The sequence below is a fragment of the Dyella sp. ASV21 genome, assembly GCF_016428975.1.
Taxonomy (GTDB): Bacteria; Pseudomonadota; Gammaproteobacteria; order Xanthomonadales; family Rhodanobacteraceae; genus Dyella.
In genome coordinates this window covers 98,295-118,560 of sequence record NZ_JAELTT010000002.1, presented here as the reverse complement: position 1 = coordinate 118,560, position 20,266 = coordinate 98,295, and the positions used below count along the sequence as shown (strand labels likewise).

19 protein-coding genes are annotated in these 20,266 nt (G+C 64.7%); 8 read left to right on the top strand and 11 right to left on the bottom strand.

The features are described 5' to 3' along the window. Nucleotides 1–48 precede the first annotated feature (48 nt). Both JHD67_RS01360 and JHD67_RS01355 read right to left on the bottom strand, forming a co-directional pair. Nucleotides 49–1,455, bottom strand: a complete 1,407-nt coding sequence (locus JHD67_RS01360) for an aminotransferase class III-fold pyridoxal phosphate-dependent enzyme (protein ID WP_199096552.1) — start codon at nt 1,453–1,455, stop codon at nt 49–51. 54 nt (nt 1,456–1,509) lie between these two features. Then, nucleotides 1,510–2,211: an MtnX-like HAD-IB family phosphatase gene (locus JHD67_RS01355; RefSeq protein WP_199096551.1), complete on the bottom strand. Its 702-nt coding sequence runs from the start codon at nt 2,209–2,211 to the stop codon at nt 1,510–1,512. 256 nt (nt 2,212–2,467) lie between these two features. Here JHD67_RS01355 and JHD67_RS01350 point away from each other — a divergent pair, with 256 nt between their 5' ends. The 5 genes from JHD67_RS01350 to JHD67_RS01330 are packed head-to-tail and all read left to right on the top strand — an operon-like array spanning nt 2,468 to nt 7,548. Then, nucleotides 2,468–3,883, top strand: coding sequence for a TolC family protein (locus JHD67_RS01350; RefSeq protein WP_233171565.1), 1,416 nt, complete (start codon nt 2,468–2,470; stop codon nt 3,881–3,883). Then, nucleotides 3,883–5,016: an ABC transporter permease gene (locus JHD67_RS01345; RefSeq protein WP_199096546.1), complete on the top strand. Its 1,134-nt coding sequence runs from the start codon at nt 3,883–3,885 to the stop codon at nt 5,014–5,016. Before JHD67_RS01350 ends, JHD67_RS01345 begins: the two co-directional genes overlap by 1 nt. Before the next feature lie 10 nt (nt 5,017–5,026). Continuing rightward, complete coding sequence (locus tag JHD67_RS01340) at nt 5,027–5,773, top strand: ABC transporter ATP-binding protein (RefSeq protein ID WP_199096544.1); 747 nt, start codon at nt 5,027–5,029, stop codon at nt 5,771–5,773. A 20-nt stretch (nt 5,774–5,793) separates the two neighbouring features. Further along, nucleotides 5,794–6,723, top strand: a complete 930-nt coding sequence (locus JHD67_RS01335) for an HlyD family efflux transporter periplasmic adaptor subunit (RefSeq protein ID WP_199096542.1) — start codon at nt 5,794–5,796, stop codon at nt 6,721–6,723. An 18-nt stretch (nt 6,724–6,741) separates the two neighbouring features. Further along, nucleotides 6,742–7,548: a MipA/OmpV family protein gene (locus JHD67_RS01330; RefSeq protein ID WP_233171564.1), complete on the top strand. Its 807-nt coding sequence runs from the start codon at nt 6,742–6,744 to the stop codon at nt 7,546–7,548. 3 nt (nt 7,549–7,551) lie between these two features. Here JHD67_RS01330 and JHD67_RS01325 read toward each other — a convergent pair whose 3' ends face one another. The 4 genes from JHD67_RS01325 to JHD67_RS01310 are packed head-to-tail and all read right to left on the bottom strand — an operon-like array spanning nt 7,552 to nt 10,461. Further along, entirely contained in the window at nt 7,552–7,872 is a 321-nt protein-coding gene (locus tag JHD67_RS01325) for a non-heme iron oxygenase ferredoxin subunit (protein WP_199096540.1), read from the bottom strand. Beyond that, nucleotides 7,869–8,417 carry a GNAT family N-acetyltransferase gene (locus JHD67_RS01320; protein WP_199096538.1) on the bottom strand — a complete coding sequence of 183 codons (549 nt, stop codon included), beginning with the start codon at nt 8,415–8,417 and terminating at the stop codon, nt 7,869–7,871. Before JHD67_RS01320 ends, JHD67_RS01325 begins: the two co-directional genes overlap by 4 nt. 39 nt (nt 8,418–8,456) lie before the next feature. After that, nucleotides 8,457–9,035, bottom strand: coding sequence for a Fe-Mn family superoxide dismutase (locus JHD67_RS01315; RefSeq protein ID WP_199096536.1), 579 nt, complete (start codon nt 9,033–9,035; stop codon nt 8,457–8,459). Further along, complete coding sequence (locus JHD67_RS01310) at nt 9,025–10,461, bottom strand: MFS transporter (RefSeq protein WP_199096534.1); 1,437 nt, start codon at nt 10,459–10,461, stop codon at nt 9,025–9,027. Before JHD67_RS01310 ends, JHD67_RS01315 begins: the two co-directional genes overlap by 11 nt. Before the next feature lie 83 nt (nt 10,462–10,544). On the opposite strand from JHD67_RS01310, the gene JHD67_RS01305 reads away from it, so the two are divergent. From JHD67_RS01305 to JHD67_RS01295, 3 genes are all read left to right on the top strand, one after another. Next, nucleotides 10,545–11,186: a metalloregulator ArsR/SmtB family transcription factor gene (locus JHD67_RS01305; RefSeq protein WP_199096532.1), complete on the top strand. Its 642-nt coding sequence runs from the start codon at nt 10,545–10,547 to the stop codon at nt 11,184–11,186. 146 nt (nt 11,187–11,332) lie between these two features. Then, on the top strand, nt 11,333–13,369 hold the full coding sequence (locus JHD67_RS01300; protein WP_199096530.1) for a M13-type metalloendopeptidase: 2,037 nt from the start codon (nt 11,333–11,335) through the stop codon (nt 13,367–13,369). A gap of 377 nt (nt 13,370–13,746) precedes the next feature. After that, a complete protein-coding gene (locus JHD67_RS01295) occupies nt 13,747–14,616 on the top strand; it encodes a polysaccharide deacetylase family protein (RefSeq protein WP_199096528.1) in 870 nt (289 codons plus the stop codon). A 21-nt stretch (nt 14,617–14,637) separates the two neighbouring features. Here JHD67_RS01295 and JHD67_RS01290 read toward each other — a convergent pair whose 3' ends face one another. The 5 genes from JHD67_RS01290 to sufB all read right to left on the bottom strand — a co-directional run bounded on the left by JHD67_RS01290 (nt 14,638) and on the right by sufB (nt 20,262). Next, nucleotides 14,638–15,141, bottom strand: coding sequence for a DUF3291 domain-containing protein (locus tag JHD67_RS01290; RefSeq protein WP_199096525.1), 504 nt, complete (start codon nt 15,139–15,141; stop codon nt 14,638–14,640). A gap of 128 nt (nt 15,142–15,269) precedes the next feature. Next, on the bottom strand, nt 15,270–16,517 hold the full coding sequence (locus JHD67_RS01285) for a cysteine desulfurase (protein WP_199096523.1): 1,248 nt from the start codon (nt 16,515–16,517) through the stop codon (nt 15,270–15,272). A 45-nt stretch (nt 16,518–16,562) separates the two neighbouring features. Then, the gene (sufD, locus tag JHD67_RS01280; RefSeq protein WP_199096521.1) at nt 16,563–17,882 is read right to left on the bottom strand and encodes a Fe-S cluster assembly protein SufD; all 1,320 of its coding nucleotides are present in this window, start codon (nt 17,880–17,882) and stop codon (nt 16,563–16,565) included. Continuing rightward, on the bottom strand, nt 17,879–18,649 hold the full coding sequence (sufC, locus tag JHD67_RS01275; RefSeq protein ID WP_199096519.1) for a Fe-S cluster assembly ATPase SufC: 771 nt from the start codon (nt 18,647–18,649) through the stop codon (nt 17,879–17,881). Before sufC ends, sufD begins: the two co-directional genes overlap by 4 nt. Nucleotides 18,650–18,783: 134 nt before the next feature. Continuing rightward, nucleotides 18,784–20,262: a Fe-S cluster assembly protein SufB gene (gene sufB, locus JHD67_RS01270; protein ID WP_199096517.1), complete on the bottom strand. Its 1,479-nt coding sequence runs from the start codon at nt 20,260–20,262 to the stop codon at nt 18,784–18,786. Between the last annotated feature and the right edge of the window lie 4 nt (nt 20,263–20,266).

Here is a 20,266-nt window from a genome sequence, read left to right as displayed (position 1 = left end):
GACAAACCGTACGGCAACGCGGCGAGGGATTAGCCTCGCCGCGTCGTCTTACATAGCCTTCTTGGCCTTGGTCAGCAGCTGGTCGAGCAGCGCAATGGCCAAGTCAATTTCTTCGTGCGTGATATCCAGCGACGGCGCGAAGGTGATCACGTTCTTGTACCAACCACCCACGTCGAGCACGAGGCCGATCTTCTTGCCGTTGTGCTCCAGGTCGCCAGCCAGGCCGATGTCGACCATCTTGTCCAGCAGCGCCTTGTTCGGCGTGAAGCCGTCGTCGGTGCAAATCTCGGCGCGCATGGCGAGACCCAGGCCATCGACGTCGCCGATTTCCTTGTGGCGCTTCTGCAGGTCGCGCAGGCCTTCGAGGAAGTGCGCGCCCTTCTTCGGCACGCTGGTCTCGTAGTCCAGCTCGTAGCCCATCTTGATCACCTCCAGACCCAGCGAGGTACCCAGCGGGTTGGAGTTGAAGGTGGAGTGGGTGGAGCCCGGCGGGAAGATGGTCGGGTTGATCATCTCTTCGCGCGCCCACAGGCCCGACAGCGGATTGAGGCCATTGGTCAGCGCCTTGCCGAACACGATGATGTCCGGCGTCACGCCGAAATGCTCGATCGACCACAGCTTGCCGGTGCGCCAGAAGCCCATCTGGATTTCGTCGACGACCATCAGGATGCCGTACTGATCCAACACCTTCTTCAGGTCCTTGAAGAAGTTCATCGGCGGCAACACGTAGCCACCGGTGCCCTGGATCGGCTCAACGTAGAAAGCAGCGTATTCGGCCTGGTTGACCTTGGGATCCCACACGCCGTTGTATTCGGTTTCAAACAGGCGCGCGAACTGGCGCACGCACGCATCGGAGTATTCCTCCGGCGTCATGCCCTTCGGGCGACGGAACGGGTACGGGAACGGCACGAACATCGCGCGCTCGCCGAAGTGGCCGAAGCGACGACGGTAGCGGTAGCTGGAGGTGATGGACGACGCGCCCAGGGTACGGCCGTGGTAGCCGCCCTCGAAGGCGAACATCAGGCTCTTGCCACCGGTGTAGTTGCGCACCAGCTTGAGCGAATCTTCCACCGCCTGCGCGCCGCCCACGTTGAAGTGCACGCGGCCCTTGAGGCCGAACTTCTTCTGGGCATCGACCGCAATGGTCTTGGCCAGCTCGATGCGGGTCTGGTGCAGGTACTGGCTGGCAACCTGCGGCAGCACGTCGATCTGGCGCTTGAGCGTATCGTTCAGGCGCTGGTTGCCGTAACCGAAGTTCACGGCGGAGTACCACATCTGCAGATCGAGGAAGCGCGTACCGGCCGTGTCGATCATCCAGCTGCCTTCACCATGACGGAAGATCTTCGGCGGATCGACGTAATGCACGGTATCGCCGAACGAGCTCCACTCAGCCTCATCGGCCAGCAGCTGCGCGTCGGGGATCACGACGCCAGCGTTCTTGTCGTAAGCGTTCATCAGGGGAATCCAGAAAACGATGGAAAGTGGGGAGAGCGAGCGTGGCTCGCTCAGTTACAAGGCAATGGCCACGGGGGGCTGAGCCGGGGTGTGCTCGGCCAGCAGGCTACCGTCGAGCAGGCGCGGCAACAGCTCCAGCGCGTCCTCGAAACCCGTGATCGGCACATAAGGAATGCCGGCGGCGCGGCAGTGCTCGATCAGGCGATGCTTGGCAAACACGAAATCGACGCGATCAGCGGCGCAGAAATCCGACGCGCCATCGCCGATCAGCAGGGTCTTGGTGCCGCCCTTGCTGGCCTGCGCGGCCACGGCGCACTTGCAGGTACCGCTGCGGCAACCCTCGGCCTGGAAGGGCGAGGTGAGCTGCCACTGGCGCGGCGGCGTGGCCGGGGCCAGGTGGTTGGCCGCCAGCGGCATATCGTCCAGGCCATAGCGACCCAGAATCTTATGAATGGCGTAATCGAGACCGTCGCTGACCACGCGGATGGGCGTGGACAACTCGCGCGCCTGCTTCACGAACGCCGGGAAGGCGTGGTCGATCCACAGCGAACCCAGGTGCTTGTCCAGCTCCTGCTGGGTCATGTCGAGCAGGCCAACCTGGCCGGTCATGCACTCGCGCGAGCCAATACGGCCGGCGCGCCAATCCTGCTCGAGCGTCTCCCAGCCCGGGCGGCCGAAGCGGTCAAGCAGCGAGTCGATCACGTCCTCGACCGAGATGGTGCCGTCGAAGTCGCAGAGAATGGTCCAGCCAGTCACAAGGTGAAGCTCCGTATTGCAGGATGAGGACACGATAGGGACCCACCCCTTTCGGCCTCCTTTCTTTCCGAAAGAAACTGCGCGGCGTCTTAACGAAGACGACAGCTCCCGGCAATTTATAAGCCTGTCGTAGGGCAGCTCCGGTATGATTGGGGCACTTATTGGCGCTGTCGCCGGTCACAAGCACACCCCACTTGTCACCTGAACGTTCAGGAAATTCGTGTTTCAGCGTCGAAATCACCCGGAACAGTCGAACATGGAAGCTGCACCTTCCCGGATCCGCCCCCTGTTCGCCAGCGGGTTGATCGCCTGGGGACTGGTGACGTTGGCGGGGTGCTCGGTCGCCCCGCTACCCGATCTCAAGCCCCCGGTGCCCGAAACCTGGCGCAATGCGCCGGCCGGCGTCGCGCCCCCCAGCGCAGACCTGCGCGGCTGGTGGCAGGCGCTGGGCGACCCCGAGCTGAACGCGCTGATCGACCGCGCCCTGCAGAGCAACCTGGAGGTGGCGCAGGCCGCCGAGCGCATGCGCGCAGCGCGCATCCTCAACCGCCACTCCCATGATCCGTACCTGCCCTCGCTGCACGGTCGCACCAATGACGTGATCGACCCGGACACCACCGCCTCCTACTTCGTGGCGGGCTTCGATGCCGTGTGGGAATTGCCCCTGTTCGGGGCCTGGCAAAGCACCAAGCGGTTGTCTCAGGGGCAGTTGGACGGGGTCAATGCCGCCGTGCGCGGCGCCCAGGTATCGCTGGTGGCGGAAGTGACCCGGCGCTGGGTCGAGCTACGCTCCGCCCAGCAGCAAGCGCGCCTGCTGACCGCGATCCGCGACTCCCTGCGGGAAAAACTGCGCCTGCTCAAGGTGCGCCAGGAACTTGGCCTCGCCCCCCCGGCGGAGGTGGCGCGCGCCCAGGCCGAGCTTTCGCATGCCCAGGCCGCCCTGAGCGAACCTCTGCAGACGATCAACAGCAGCGCCCAGCAGCTGGCCGTGCTGCTGGGCCAGCCCGAACCCGACCCGCAATGGCTGCAACCCGGCGAGCAGCCGCGCCTGGGCGACTGGCAGCTGACCAGCGCACCAGCCGACATGCTGCGCGCCCGGCCGGAAATCGCCACCGCCGAAGCCGACGTGTTGCGTGCGGCCGGCGAGCTGGGTATCAGCCGCGCGGACATTTATCCGCACATCGGGATCGGCTCCTCGGTGCAGTGGTCAGCCAACATTGCCGCCAACCATAAGGTGCACACCGGCGAGGCGATCTATTCCACCGGGCCCATCATCGACGTTCCGCTGTTCGATTGGGGCCAGCGCGTGGCCAATGCCCACGCCAAGGACCACGAACTGAAGGCCGCCGTGCTGGCCTACCGCCAGGCGGTGCTGCAAGGCGTGGCCGAAGCGGAAACGGCCATGGGCGACCTGGCGCAGCTGCGTGATCGCGAACAGGCGACCGTGCAGGCCGCCGAGGCCGTGCAGACCAACCTCAACGCCCAGCGCAAGCGCACCGAGCTCAAGCTCAGCAGCCCGCTCGAACTGCAGGACAGCCTGATCGAAGGCCACAAGGCCGCGCTGGATGTGGTAAGCGCCGTAGCGGCGCGCGACCTCGCCTACGTGGCGCTCTACAAGGCCTTGGGCGGCGCCCCCATGCCGAACACGCCACTGCCGGAAGGCACCAACTGATGGTGGCGCTGGCTCGCAAGACGCTTGTTTATGAATGGCGTCGCTTTCTGCCCGCCATCGTGGCGGTCGGCTTTTCCGGCCTGCTGCAGTTGCTGCAGGCCGCGCTGGTGCTCGGCATCTTCGGCAGCGCGGCGGTGTACATCACCGGTTCGTCGGGCGACCTCTGGGCGGGCTATCCCGGCACGCAGAGCGTCAACCTGGGCCGCTCGATCGATGCCGGTGTGGAAATGCGACTGCGCATGGACCCGGACGTCACCGCGGTGGAACCCTTCCACTGGGTGGACGCCGACTGGCGCGGTCCCAGCGACACCGGCGGCGTGTCGGTATTCGTCTCCGGCATCAACGCCCGGCCGGACGGCCTCATGTTCGCCCACGCCCTGCCTCTGAGCTTGCGCGCGCGCCTCAACGAGCCCGATGCGGTGATCGTGGATCGTGCCGACCTTGAGAACCTGGGCGTCGGCGTGGGCGATACCGCCGTCATCAACGGCCACCGTGTGCGCGTGGTTGGCGTCAGCAGCGGCCTGCGCGCGCTGGGCGGAGTGAACGTGGTGGCATCGCTGGCTACGGCTGCCACCCTGGACACCGACCCCTCCAACGCCAACCGCATGACTTATTTCGTAGCCAAGCTACGCGACCCCGCGCTTGCCACGGACGTTGCTGCGCGCCTGCGCGGCGACCGCGCCTTCGGTAGCTACGACGTGTGGACCGCACGCGATTTCGCCCGTCGCTCCCAGCTCTACTGGATACTCGACACGGGCGCGGGTGCCGGCGTGCTGTTCCTGGCCGGCATCGTGTTCCTGGTGGGTGCGGTGATCACCAGCCAAACCCTGATCGCCGCCGTGATCGGCTCCGTACGCGAGTACGCCACGCTCAACGCGCTGGGCGTTGGCGTGGGCGCGTTGCGCAAGGTGGTGATGGAACAAGCATTCTGGGTCGGCGCACTCGGCTTGATCGGCAGCAGCGTGCTGGGGGCAATCGCCCTGGCAATTGCGCGCGCGCGCAACGTGCCGGTATCGCTGGGGCCGTGGACCACCGCGGTATGCCTGCTGCTGTGCATGAGCCTGGCGATTGTCTCGGGGCTGGCCGCCATGCGCAGCCTGCATCGCGCCGATCCCGCCACATTGTTGCGCTGAGGCGAGCGACATGTCCCAACCCATGAGTTCCCTCGCCTCCAGCCCCGCGCCATCGATCTCGTTGCAGGCGCGCAACATCAGCAAGTCCTTCAGCACGGGACCGATCCACAACACGGTGCTGCACGACCTGACGCTGGATATCCGCGCGGGCGAGCTTACCCTCATCTCCGGACCCTCCGGCTGCGGCAAGAGCACCTTGCTCGCCATCCTCAGCGGATTGCAGCGCGCCGACAGTGGCGAGGTCGTCGCCCTGGGCGAGGATCTGGGCAAGCTCAACCAGCGCGCGCTGGAGCGTTTCCGCCTGCTGCACACCGGCTTCGTGTTCCAGGGCTTCAACCTCTTCCCCGCGCTCAACGCGCTGGAACAGGTGGAGCTGCCGCTGAGCTACCTGGGCCTGACGCCCGGCGAAGCTCGCCGCCGCGCCCAGGCGTCGCTGGAGGAAGTGGGCTTGGGTCCGCGCATGGGCCTGCGCCCGTCCGAGCTGTCCGGCGGCGAAAAGCAGCGCGTGGCGATTGCCCGCGCCCTGGCCAAGGACCCGGGCCTGCTGTTCGCCGACGAGCCCACCAGCGCGCTGGATGCGGCCAACGGCCAGATCATCATCGACATCCTGCATCGCATTGCGCGCGGGCACGGCACTACGGTGCTGTGCGTCAGCCACGATCCTCGCCTGGTCGGCCATGCCGATCGCGTGCTCGCCATGGAAGATGGCCGTATCCTTAGTGATCGCGTGCCCACGCCGGCATCCGCGCCGACGTGAGGCAACAAGGAACTATTTGCATGACCCTGCGCACGCTTCTTTCATTGCCTGCCCTCGCCCTTGCCGTGGCACTGCTGGCGGCCTGTTCGCATAGCGATGCCGACAAGGCCAAAGCGCAGGCTGCCGCCACCCCGGCCTACGCCGCTGTAGCGCGTGGCCGCATCGACATCGAAGGTGGCCTGCTCAAACTGAGCATGCCGCGTGACGGCGTGGTGGCCGAGATCAAGGTGCACGAGGGTGACCATGTCACCAAGGGTCAGGTGTTGGCAGTGCTCGACACCAAGCCCGCACAACTGGCGGTGCATGCGGCCGAAGCCGAGCAACAACAGGCACAGGCACAAGCCAAGCTGCTCGAGATTCGCCTCAAGGCCGCCCAGCAACGTGCTGGCCGCCTGGCCGCCGCCGCCGCGGCCGGCGCCGCCGACGGCCAGAGTGCGGACGATGCCCGCGATGCGGCGCAGCAGTTGCAAGGCGAGCTGGATAACGCTCACGCCGCCGAGGCCATGGGCGCGCAGAAACTGGATGCCGCTCACTATGAGCTGGCCCAGCGCAGCCTGGTTGCCCCGGTGGACGGCCAGGTGGTGGAACGCAGCATCCAGCCCGGCGCCGCCGTCTCCCCGCAGAGTGGCGCCGTGTTCGTATTGCTGCCGGAGAAGTCGCGCATTGTGCGCGCGGAGCTCAACGAGTCGTTCGTCACCTCCGTGCACGAAGGCATGGCGGCGCAAGTCGTGGACGACAGCGGCAGCGGCGCACCCGCGCTCAGCGCGCACGTGCAACGCATCGGCACGGTCTTTGGCCCCAGTGCGCTGGAAGAAGATCCGCTGATTCGCGCCAACAGCCGCACGGTGGAATGCGTGCTGGCGTTCGACCAACCGCCGCCGGCGTCGCTGCGCATCGGCCAGCGCGTGATCGTGCAGTTCAAGGCGGCCGACGGCGCTGCCGGCAAGTAAGGCGATCTGGTCGTCCACATGCGCCTGTCCCTACCCTTCGCGCCACGCCTGCTGCCGGTGGCGCGCCTCGCGCTGATGGCCCTGAGCCTTTGCGCGGTGACCCGTGTGTATGCGGAGAATGTCACCGACGGCCCCAACATCATGCTGGGCGCCGGCGTACAGCGCATGCCCGCGTGGGTGGGCTCCAGTGACCATCGCAACCAGGCCATTCCGTATATCCAGGCGGAGCTGCCCTACCACATCACGCTATCGACGCTGGACGGCCTGACGGTCGACTTTATTCATGGCGATCAATGGCGCGGCGGTCTGTACGGCAACTATCTGTGGGGCCGGGATCGCCAGGAGCTGGGCCCCAAGCTTGGCGGCATCGTCGACTCGCTCTCGCCACGACTCAACGGCGGCGGCTATCTCGAATACCAGGCCACCCCGCAATGGAACCTGGGAGCCGAACTGAGTCATGACACGCAAGGCGCCGGCGCGTACCTCAACGTGTACGCCGACTACGACCTTCCAGTGATTGGCTATCTCAATCACAGCCTGCAATTGCAATGGCAGGCGATGAACGGCGCCGCGATGCGCCGCTTCTTCCAGCTCACGCCCGTGCAGGCCGGCAAGCTGGGGGTGGCGCCGTCGACGCCCAGCGGCGGCGCCCAGCAGGTCGCCCTGGAGTATGACGCGTTCATGCCCACCAGCCAGCACACCGGCATTGCGTTTGCGGTGAATTACACGCGCCTGCTCGGCGATGCGGCGGACAGTTCACTCGTGCGCCACTTCGGCTCGGCCAACCAGCTCACCACCACGCTGGCCTTCGTCTACCGCTACTGAGCGTCAGCGGTCGTCGCGCGTCCAGATCTGCCCATCCACTTCGTGTACGGGAAAGCTGGCGATGGGCTCATAGGCCGGTGGACAAGTGACCGCGCCCGTGCGCACGTCAAAGCGCGCGCCGTGACGCGGGCACTCCACGTCGAAACCGTGCACGTCACCGCCGGCCAGTTCGCCACCATCGTGACTGCACACATCTTCGATGGCATACAGGTCGCCAGCGATGTTGTACACGGCAATGGCGGTATCGCCGTCCCACACCACCTTGAACTCGCCGGGCAACAATTCGCTGCGCGTGCCCACGAAAACCCAGTCCGCAAGATTCATGCGGCCGCCTCCTGCAATGGCTTGCTCATCCATACAAAGCGCAAGTCGTCACGCCGGGGGATGCCAAAACGCGGCTGACCATAGGGAAACGCACCCGTTTCGCCGGTGAGCTGGTAGCCACGACGCTGGTACCACGCAATCAACTCGCCGCGTTGTTCGATCACCGACATGCGCATGTCGGAAAGGCGCCAATCCTCACGCACGATGCGTTCGGCCTCGGCCAGCACGCGGCGGCCAAGGCCGGCCATTTGCAACGCGGGATCGACCGCAAACATGCCGAAGTAGCCAAACTGCCCGCGGCGCTCCAGGTGGCAGCAGGCCACCAGTTCGCCATCGCGCTCGGCCAGCAAGACCGTACTGTCAGCGCGGCCGATCACGTCGGCCACGCTCGCCGCATCGGTGCGCTGCCCATCGAGCAAATGGGTTTCCGTGGTCCAGCCACGCAAACCCGACTCGCCACGATAAGCGGACTCAACCAGGGCCACGATGGCGGCCACATCAGCGGTCCCGGCCGCTCGGAATACGGGAACAAAATCCTTGGACATGGCGCGATGGTAAACCGCCACGCGGCGCCACGCACCGGCTCAGGCAAGGTTGTCCTCGGCAAAGCCCCAGTGCGCCAGCGCCCAGAACGCATCCAGATAACTGGCGCGCGCGTTGCGATGGTCGATGTAATAGGCGTGCTCCCACACATCGAGCGCCAGCAACGGCCGCTCGGGACTGGCCAGCGGCGTGGCCGCATGGGTGGTGGCAATGATCGCCAAGGCGCCATCCAGTCGCTGCACCAGCCAAATCCAGCCCGAACCGAAGTGCCCCATCGCGGCGCGGTGGAAGGCCTCCTTGAAACCCTCGAACGAGCCGAACGAACGCGTGATTGCCTCGGCAAGTCGCCCCTGGGGCACGCCACCGCCGCGCGGACTCAAGGAGTTCCAGAAGAAGCTGTGATTCCACACTTGGGCGGCCTGATTGAACAGCGCACCGGTGGCGTGGTGCACGATGGTTTCCAGGTCCGACTGCTCGAACGCGGTGCCTTCGATCAAACGGTTGAGATGCATGACATAGGCGTGGTGATGCTTGCCATAGTGGTAGTCCAGCGTTTCGGCAGACATATGCGGTTCCAGCGCGTCGCGCGGATACGGCAGTGGCAACAGTTCAATCGCCATGGGTTTTCCTTCCGTGGTCGAGGGAGAGGGGCTGCGCGGCGCGGCGCGCCGCCGGCAGGCCAAGCAGGCTCAACAAGGCGAAGCCGCCGAACAGCCAAGGCACCGCGCGGCAGGCGCCCTCGATACCACCCGGGTCGCTAAGGCCGGCCGCGTTGACGATCAGGCCGGCGAGCGCGGCGCCCAATGCCATTGCATACAACTGCACGGTGGAAATGGAGGCGGAAGCGAGCGCACCGTCTTCTGCCGGCACGCTGCCCAGCAAGGCGCTGAGCAGGTGCGGCCAGGCCAGGCCGATGCCCAGCCCTACGCCGCCCATGGCCACGCACAGCACGAGCAGGCCTGCGCCTTCGCCGAAGCCGTCGCGCTGGCGCAGCATGAGGCCCAGCGCACCCAGCGATAAGGCCATCAACCACGGCCCGCTGCGCATGGCCCATGCGGCGAAACGCGATCCTCGACCTGCGCTGAGCGTAGAACCGAAGCTCCAGCCACCGGCCATCACCGCCGTGAGATAACCCGCCGCCAACGGGCCATGACCGTGAATCACCTGCAGGAAATACGGCACGAAAATTTCAGCATTGGTGCCCACCACCAACGCCGCCATCACCAGATAGATCGCACGCAGGCGCGAGGGCTGGTACGCAAGCGGCGGCAACAAGCGCAACTGGGCGTGGCGATCGAGCCGGATGATCGGCCACACCAGCAACAAGCCAAGGCCCACACCCGTGGCTTGCCAGACACGTGAGTGACTGAGGCTGGCGAGCGAGATCGCCAGCGCCGACAACGTCAGCAGAAACAGACGCAGGCCAGGCAAGCGGAACGGTCCTGCGTGACGCGCCCCTGCGGGCAGCCAGCGAGCGACCACCACGGCCAACAGCGCCACCACCGGCAACAACGACCAGAACGCATCACGCCAATGTCCCCATTGGGCAAACACTCCGCCCAGCGCAGGCCCGGACAAGGTGGCGATGCCCCACATGGCCGACACCAGACCCATCGCACGCGGCCACAGGCCGGGTTCGAAGACAGCGCGAATCAGTACATAGGCAAGCGACACCAGCACGCCTCCGCTCAGTCCTTGCAAGCTGCGCCCCACCAGTAGCACCGGCATCGCGCCGGCGGTGGCGCAAATGGCCGTGCCCAGCGCAAACACGCCCAAGGCCAGCAGGTAGGCGCTCTTGCCACCCCAGCGCATCGCCAAAGGCGCCGCTGCGCTGGCGCCGACAATCGAAGCAATGACGAATAGCGTGGTATTCCAGGCGTAAAACGCCATGCCACCGATGTCGGCCACGGTGGATGGCATCAGCGTGGTGACCATGTAGATGTTGATGGCATGGAGTGCGGTGCCGCCGGCCAGCGCTAGACAGCGGGTGCCATTGCGGCCAGAAAGAAGCGTGCGCCAGCTCGGGGAAACGGCGACAGAGGACATGAAACCTCGACAGTGCGCGGGGACGCGCCTAATATCCAAGAATGTACTTGTATATTAATCGAGCGCACCGGAATTAAACAAGCATGAACTTGGAAAATAAAAGCGAAGCCACGGCCGAGCGCATCCTGTTTCAGCTCAAGACGGTAGGCCCACTCAGCACCGCGACCTTGGCAGAGAGTCTCGGACTGACCGCCGAAGCGGTGCGCCAGCAAGTGCAGAAGCTGCACGAATCCGAACTGATCGTCGGCGAAGCCGAGCGCGGCACCGGCGCGGGGCGTCCGCGTCAGGTGTGGGCATTGACCGCCACTGGCCACGCGCGTTTTCCCGATACGCATGCGCAATTGGCGGTTGATCTGATCGGCTCCGTGCGCCAACTCTTTGGCGATGCCGGCGTGGACCGGCTGATCGACGCGCGCCGCGAAGACAACCGGCAGGCCTATCTCGACCAGTTGAAGAACGCGCGCTCCATCGGCGAGCGCGTGCGTCGCCTCGCCGAGATCCGCCAGCGCGAAGGCTATATGGCGCGTGCCGAACGCGACGGCTCCGATTGGCTGCTGATTGAGGACCACTGCCCGATCTGCGCCGCCGCCCGCGCCTGCCAGGGCTTTTGCCGCGCCGAACTACAGTTGTTCCAGGACGTGCTCGGTCCGCAGGTACGCGTGGAACGCGAGCAACACCTGCTGGCTGGCGCGCGCCGCTGCAGCTACCGGGTCAGCCCTCGCTGAAACCCGCAAGGTCATGCGCCGCGGCATGACCTTCGACACTGGGCCATACCCTGCCCGCCTCCCTAGCCTGACCGGTCGATTCAACAGCGCGGCGGACCGGATGTTCCGGCCGCCGCGTGCCGTCAACCGAGGGAGCGCAACACCGCATGAAGATCCGCATCGTAAAACCGCTGACGCTGGCCGTTGGCCTGGCCCTCAGCACGGCCGCCCTGGCCGGCCCCTCGGGCAACTTCAACGTCAAAGAGCTGGATACCAGCAAGAACATCTGCAACGACTTCAACGGCTTCGTCAACGCCAAGTGGCTCGCCGCCAACCCGATTCCCGCTGATCGCACACGCTGGGGTTCGTTTGATGCGCTGCGCGAAGACAGCCTCAATGTGCAGCATGGCATCGTCGACAAGGCCGCCAAGGATGCGGCTAGCGCGCAGTCGGGCTCGATCGAGCAGAAGATCGGCTACTTCTACGCATCGGGCATGAATGAAGATGCCATAGAAAAAGCCGGCTATGAACCGATCAAGCCGGAGCTTTCGCGCATCGCCGGCCTGAAGAACAGCCAGGACATCGTGGCCTATATCCGCGACAGCTACGCCAACGGCAACCCGGTGGCGTTCCGCTTCTACGGCAACCCGGACTTCAAGAACTCCAGCAACCAGATCGCCTACGCAAGCCAGGGCGGACTGGGCCTGCCCACCGCCGATTACTACAGCAAGCCGGACTTCGAGAAAATCCGTGCCGCGTACGTGGCACATATTGCGCGCACCTTGCAGTTGGTGGGTGTAGGCGAAGCCGATGCACAAACGCAGGCCAAGGCGGTGATGGCGTTCGAAACGCGCCTGGCCGCCGCCTCGCTGGTGCCGACCGAACTGCGCCAGCCGGAGAATCGCTATCACTATGTGAGCCTCGCCGAGGCCAACAAGGTGACGCCGCACTTTGACTGGGCGACGTTCTTCAAGGCGCAGGGTGCGGATGTGGGCAATGGCTTCTCGCTCTCGCAGCCGAAGTTCTTTGCCGAGTTCGACAAGATGCTGGCCGATGTGCCAGCCAGCGATTGGCAGGCGTACCTGCGTTTCCACGCTGTCGACAATGCAGCGCCCTATCTGTCCAAGGCCTTCCAGCAGGAAGACTTCGCCTTCAATGCGCAAACACTGAACGGCCAGAAGGAAATGAAGGCGCGCTGGAAGCGGACGCTCGACGCCGTGGAAGGCGGCATGGGCATGGCGCTGGGCCAACTGTACGTGGCCCAGACCTTCTCGCCCGAATCGAAGGCGCGTGCACAAGAGTTGGTGGACAACCTGCGCGCCGCCTATAAAAAGCGCATCGAGAACCTGCCGTGGATGAGCGACGCCACCAAGCAGAAGGCGCTGGAAAAGTGGGCCAGCTTCACCCCCAAGATCGGCTACCCCGACAAGTGGCGTGACTGGAGCGGCCTGCAGCTTCAGCCGGGCAACTACTTTGCCAATGTGCAGGCCGCCGATAAGTTCAATTACGACTACATGGTGGCCAAGATCGGCAAGCCGGTGGACCGCACCGAGTGGGGCATGACGCCGCAAACGGTGAACGCCTATTACAGCCCGCAGAAGAACGAGATCGTATTCCCCGCCGCCATCCTGCAGCCGCCCTTCTTCGACGCCAAGGCCGACGACGCGATCAATTACGGCGGCATCGGTGCCGTGATCGGTCACGAAATGGGTCACGGCTACGACGACCAGGGCAGCAAGTTCGACGCCCAGGGCAACAACGCCAACTGGTGGACCGACGAAGACCGCAAGGCCTTCGAAGCACGTACCGCCAAGCTCGCCGAGCAGTTCGACGGCTACGAGGCGCTGCCGGGCAAGTTCGTCAATGGCAAGCTCACCATGGGCGAAAACATCGGCGACCTGGGCGGCCTCAACGCCGCCTACGATGCGTTGCAGATGGCGCTGGCCAAGAACCCCAAGGAAGCCAAGAGCAAGATCGACGGCTACACGCAGAATCAGCGCTTCTTTCTCAACTGGGCACGCGTGTGGCGCGGCAGCATTCGCCCCGAAGCGCAGCTCACCTTGCTCAACACCGACCCGCACGCACCGGCGCAATTCCGCGCCATTGGCGCGCCCTCCAACATGCCCGCCTTCGCCCAGGCCTTCCAGTGCAAGCCCGGCGATACGATGGTTCGCCCGGACGATAAGCAAGTAAAGATCTGGTAAGCGCCCCGCACGTTGCGGATGCGACGAAACGCCGCGGCATGCCCGCGGCGTTTCTGCATTCACCGGCCTCACACCCTTACCGCCTTTAGGCCTATAGCCCAAAAAGTGCTGTCGCCCGGCGTCACATGACGCGGCATTCACGTCATTCGCGCGCACTGTGCCGTGGGTCACTTCCGGCCGCGTACCGTCAAACGTCAAAGCAACAGACCACCCTGGGAAAGCATCGCGACAGGAATGCTGCCCGGCAAGGTCACATGTTGACTTAGCTACGTCCCCAACACCTCGGTTACGTCGTCCGGGCGAGTACTTAGCGCACTTGGCACGGCACGTGCGTTGGTTCTGCCATCGAGGCGAAACAATCGAACAGGGCGAATGCCATGACGACCGATATCAATGTGATGCACTGGGGCATGGACTGCATGGACGACGCGCAAGACGCCCGGGTGTGGCGCCACCTGTTTGAACGCATGCGTTACGAAGCCACCAAACCGCGCAAGCTACCGGTAAGGGGACTATCGCGCGTGGCCGCCGTGCTGGCCTGCGCCGCAGCCATGTTGATGCTTAGCCTGCCGTATATGGCGCCGCGCCAGTTCTCACTGAGCGAGAGCCAAGGCACCATCACCCCGAGTGACCACCAGCCTTTGCACGCCGCAGGCGACTGGCTGACCCGCCACAAGTACGCCGTGCTCACCTTCGACGATGGCCCGGAGGGTAGCGCGCTGGATGATCGTATCCTCCGGGTGCTGCGCCACCATCACGCCCGCGCCTTGTTCTTCGTGGTTTGCAGCAAGATGAACGCCGAGACCGCTCGCTCCATCACCAAGATGGAAAGCGAAGGCCACGCCATTGGTAATCACAGCTACGATCACCTGAAGCTCAGCAGCATCGCCTCTTCGGCGCTGCCGCATCAGATCGAGGATTGCAGCCAGCGGATCGCCCAGGTCACGGGCCATCGTCCGCGCTATTTCCGGCCGCCGTTTGGCATGACCTCCGACCAGGTGCGCCATGTCGCCGAACAGGCCGGGATGAAACAAATGCTGTGGGACGCCAACAGCTACGACTGCCTGGTGAAGAACCCGACCGAGATCGTCCGCCGCGCCACCAACGAAACTTTCGACGCCTCCATCATCCTGATGCATGAGAAGGCCACCACCGCGGCGGCGCTCGATCAAATCCTGACCAACCTGGAACAGCGCGGCTTCCAGTTCGTACTGCCGGACGATGCTTCCGCGGCGGTGCCGGCCTGACCTGCACGCCGCGCACGGGGCTCAAACCTCGGCCGTAGCGGCTTCATCCAACCCGGCTGGGGTCCGCCCGGGCATCTCGAAGCGCTGCTTGAAGGTGAAAGCCAGCGGCGTCGGCCCAAAGCGATCCAGGTGCCATAACTTGGCGAGACCCTCGCTCACCGTGGGTTCGGTGCCCGCGGGCACCCACCAGAGCACCTGGTAAGCGCGCCCTTCCGGAGGCTTGCCGAAGAACTCCCGGCGCCTGGCCATGATGGCCGTATGCGCCGAGCGGTACACGAAGTCGAACAATGCCTCCGCGCTATCCCATACCGACATGTTGACGATAAGCCGGGGATCGGCGGTCGCCGCGATACTGGTCGCATTGTCCGCAACCTCGTCCTTCAGCCGCCACACGAAGCCGGGGCGGCTCTCCGCCAGCGCATTGACCTCGGCCAGCGCATCGAAGAAAGGCTGCACCACCGGATCACCCGCATCGGCCACCAGCGTGGCGATATTCATCTGAGCCAACTGCCAGGAACGTTCCATGCGCCCTCCTCCCGAAAATACACGGGTTGGGGACACGGCAAGGGGTTCTCAATGGAGGAGGTCAGCATACCGTCGCGGCCAACGATGTCAGCCCAAGGAAGGTTGCATGCAACGCCGCCTCCGGCGACCTACATCAGCAGCTTGCGCACCTTGAGCAGCGCGGTGATAAACGCATCCACTTCCTCGCGCGTGTTGTAGAACGCAAGCGAAGCACGCAGGGTGGCCGGTACACCAAAGAACTGCATCAGCGGGTGCGCGCAGTGGTGACCCGAGCGTACCGCCACGCCCTGCAGGTCAAGCAGCGTCGCCAAATCAGTGGCCTGGGCGCCTTCGATCAGGAAGGAAATCACCGGCTCTTTCTCTTTCGCTTCACCGAACAGGCGCAGACCCGGCACCTCGCGCAGGCGCTCGGTGGCGTACTGCAGCAATTGCTGTTCCCACGCATGGATGGCGTCGAAGCCCAGCGAGGCGTAGTAGTCGATGGCCGCAGTCACACCGGCAAAACCGGCGATATTGGGCGTGCCCGCTTCAAACTTGTGCGGCGGTTCGGCAAAGGTGGTGCCGTCAAAGCGGACCTCGCGGATCATCTCGCCACCGCCGAAGAATGGCGGCATCGCCTCCAGATGCTCCTTGCGCGCCCACAGCACCCCGGTGCCGGTCGGCGAAAGCATCTTGTGCCCGGTAAACGCATAGAAGTCGCACCCCAGCGCCTGCACGTCGACAGGGCGATGTGGAATCGCCTGGGAACCGTCCACCAGCAGTGGAATACCCCGCTTGCGACATTCGCGGGCGATCTCGCGCACCGGGTTCACCGTACCCAGCACGTTGGACACATGCGTGACGCAGGCGAGCTTCACGTCGGGGGTGAGCATCTCGACATACTTTTCGAGGATCAACTCGCCGCGCTCATCGATCGGCGCCGCCTTGACCGTGGCACCGCTGCGCCCGGCCACCAGCTGCCAGGGCACGATGTTGGCGTGGTGCTCCATCACCGTGGTGAGAATGCTATCCCCGGGCTTCAGACGCGGAAGCGCAAAACTGTAGGCCACCAGGTTCATGGCCTGCGTCGTACCGGAAGTGAGCACCAGCTCGTTGCGCGAAGGCGCGTTGATGAAACGTGCCAGCCGGTCGCGAGCGCCCTCGTATGCCGCCGTGGCCTCCTCGCCCAACAGGTGCACGGCGCGCGAAACGTTGGCGTTGCGCAAGCGGTAGTGGCTGTCCACCGCCTCGATCACGCTCAACGGCTTTTGGCTGGTGTTGGCGTTGTCGAAATAGATCAGCGGCTTGTCGTGCACCGTGCGCGACAGCAAAGGGAAATCGGCGCGGATGCGCTGCACGTCGAACACGGTGGAAAGCGGTTGGGTCTGTGCGTTCATCGGAGAGATTTCGCCTTGTAGCCGGTGAGCAGAATCAGTCGTCGCTTACGCGGACGGCAGGTGTTCCATCAGGCGGTGATCGATATGTTCGCGCAGCGCCGCGTTGGGCAACGACTCGAACACGGCGCGGCAGAACGCCGCGGTGAGCATCGAGCGCGCCTCGGCGAGCGGAATGCCGCGCGAGCGCAAATAGAACAGCGAACGCTCATCCAGCTGACCCACGGTGGCGCCGTGGGCGGCCTTCACTTCATCCGCGTAGATTTCCAGTTCGGGCTTGGTGTCGATTTCCGCCTGCCCCGAGAGCAACAGGTTCTTGCTGCTCAGGCTCGCATCACTGCCATCGGCGCCCGGCGCCACCACGATGGCGCCACGAATCACACCACGCGAGCGCCCATCGGCCACGCCACGCCACACCGAGTCCGACGCGGTGTTGAGCGCCTGATGGCGAATCGCCATCTGCGTATCTACATGCTGGCGACCGTCGAGGGCGAACACGCCGCGCGTTTCCAGGCGCGACTGGTCGCCTGCCAGCGTGGCATGCAGATCGTGACGGACCAGCGAGCCACCCAGTTCGAGGACATAAAGCGATGCCTGCGCCTGCGCATCCAGCTGCACACTGTCATGGCGCACCAGGGTGCTGCCTTCGCCGGCATCCTGCAGGGTGACATGGGTGAGCCGGGCGCCCTTGCGCAGCACGATATCCGCCACTTGCGTGCCCAGGTGCTGATGCTTGCCCACGGCGACATGGTGTTCCACCAGCGACAGGGCCGCCTCTTCGCCCAGTTCGATCACATGCCGCACATGCCAGGCGATGTCGTCTTCGGCCGGAGCGCCAACGAACACCAGGTGTACCGGAGCGACCACCTTGGCGCCCGCGGCCACGCGCAACACCACGCCATCACCGGCCAATGCGGCGTTGAGGCGCGCGAATGCATCGCCGCCTTCACGGTAATGACGCGACAAGGCAAAGCGCAGCGGCTCGGCGTCTCCCTGCAAAGCCTGCGATAGCGGCGACAGGGTCAGCCCGGCCGGCAATGTATCGAGACACGACAGATCGGCACGGAACACGCCGTTGACGAATACCAGTGCGGGACCGTCCACGCCGGGCAAGGCAAATACGGCCGCATCGACCGCGCGCGCGGCCGCCTGCGCATCGCCCAAGACGAAGCGGCGCTGCCCCAAGGCGCGCAGTGCGGTGTATTTCCACGCTTCCACCCGCGTGTCGGGCAAGCCGCTCGCGGCAAAGGCGTCGAGATTCTCACGGCGCGCCGTGTCCAGCCAGTCGATACCGCTACTCGGCAGGGGCGTCTGTGCGGCAGCCTGCAGCAGCGAATCGACGAAAGGCGTCGCTTGCGCCTGGCTCATGCCGAGGCTCCGGTGAGCGCGGGATCCTTGTCGGCCACCCACGCGTATCCCTGCGCTTCGAGCTTGAGCGCCAGCGTCTTATCGCCGCTCTCCACGATGCGGCCGTCGGCCAGCACGTGCACGAAATCCGGTTCGATGTAGTCGAGCAGGCGCTGATAGTGGGTAATCACCAGGAAACCACGCTCGCTCGAACGCAATGCATTCACGCCCTGCGCGACCTGCTTGAGGGCATCGATGTCCAGGCCCGAGTCGGTCTCGTCGAGAATCGCGAGCTTGGGCTCCAGTACCGCCATCTGGAAGATCTCATTGCGCTTCTTTTCACCGCCCGAGAAGCCCTCATTCACGGCGCGATGCAGCAGCTCGTCGGAGATCTGCATGATCTTGAGCTTCTCGCGCACCAGCTTGAGGAACTGCATGGAGTCCAGCTCCGGCTCGCCGCGCTGCTTGCGCTGGGCATTGAGCGCGGCGCGCAGGAAGTAGGTGTTGTTCACGCCGGGAATTTCCACCGGGTACTGGAAGGCCAGGAACACGCCGGCAGCGGCGCGTTCTTCGGGCTCCAGCGCCAGCAGGTCGATGCCGTTGAAGACGACCGAGCCTTCCGTCACTTCGTAGCCTTCACGCCCGGACAATACGTTGCCCAGGGTGGACTTGCCCGCGCCGTTGGGGCCCATGATCGCGTGTACCTCGCCCGGATTCACGGTGAGCGTGAGGCCCTTGAGGATGTCCTTGCCCTCGACACGGGCATGCAGGTTTTCGATCTTCAGCATATGCGTTCCTGGTCTTTATGCCCTGCACCCAGCGGGTGAGGGATGGGGATGAGGATGGGCCGTGCCGCAAGGCGCCAGCCGCTCCCTCATCCACCCGTTGAATACCTACTCCCCAAGGGAGTCAGGGATAAGCATCAACCCACGGCGCCTTCCAGCGACACTTCCAGCAGCTTCTTGGCTTCCACCGCGAACTCCATCGGCAGCTCGCGAAACACCTGCTTGCAGAAGCCGTCGACGATCAACGACACGGCGTCTTCCTCGCCAATGCCGCGGCTGCGGCAGTAGAACAGCTGGTCGTCGGAGATCTTGGAGGTCGTGGCTTCGTGCTCGACGATGGCGCTGGGGTTCTTCACTTCCATATAGGGGAAGGTGTGCGCGCCGCACTTCTTGCCGATCAGCAGCGAGTCGCACTGGGTGTAGTTGCGCGCACCCTCGGCGCCCTTCTCCACCTTCACCAGGCCGCGATAGCTATTGGAGCTGCGGCCGGCGCTGATGCCCTTGGATACGATCTTGGACTTGGTGCCCTTGCCGATGTGGATCATCTTGGTGCCGGTGTCGGCCTGCTGGCGATGATGGGTGAGTGCCACCGAATAGAACTCACCCACCGAGCGGTCGCCGCGCAGCACGCAGCTGGGGTACTTCCAGGTGATGGCCGAACCGGTTTCCACCTGCGTCCACGAAATCTTGGAATCGTCGCCGCGGCAATCGCCACGCTTGGTCACGAAGTTGTAGATGCCGCCGCGACCTTCTTCGTCGCCCGGATACCAGTTCTGCACGGTGGAATACTTGATCTGCGCCTTCTCCAGCGCCACCAGCTCCACCACGGCCGCATGCAACTGGTTCTCGTCGCGCATCGGCGCGGTGCAGCCTTCCAGATAGGACACGTAAGCGCTGTCCTCGCACACGATCAGGGTGCGCTCGAACTGACCGGTATGGCCGGCATTGATGCGGAAATAGGTGGACAGCTCCATCGGGCAACGCACGCCCTTGGGAATGAACACGAACGAGCCGTCGGAGAACACCGCCGAATTGAGCGCGGCAAAGTAGTTGTCGCCCACCGGCACCACGCTGCCGAGGTATTTCCGCACCAGCTCGGGGTATTCGCGGATGGCTTCGCTCATCGAGCAGAAGATCACGCCGACGTCGGCCAGCTCCTTGCGGAAGGTGGTGCCGACCGATACGGAGTCGAACACCGCATCCACCGCTACGCCGGCCAGTCGGGCGCGCTCGTGCAGCGGCACGCCGAGCTTGTCGTAGGTTTCCAGCAGCTTGGGGTCCACTTCGTCCAGCGACTTGGGCTTGTTCTTGGGCGAGGCGTAGTAGCTGATGGCCTGGAAATCGATCGCGCCGATATTGAGCTTGGCCCAGTGCGGCTCGGGCATGGTGAGCCAGTGGCGATAAGCCTGCAGGCGCCACTCGGTCATCCACTCCGGCTCCTGCTTGAGCGCGGAAAGCTGGCGAATGATGTCTTCGGACAGGCCCGGCGGCAGGCTGTCGGTTTCAATGTCGGTGACGAAGCCGGCCTCGTAGCGACGACCCAGCACGGCGGCCACTTCAGCGTTGTCGCGAAGCGTGGCGGAGAGTTCGTTGCGGTCGGTGGTTTCGGTAGTCATGGTC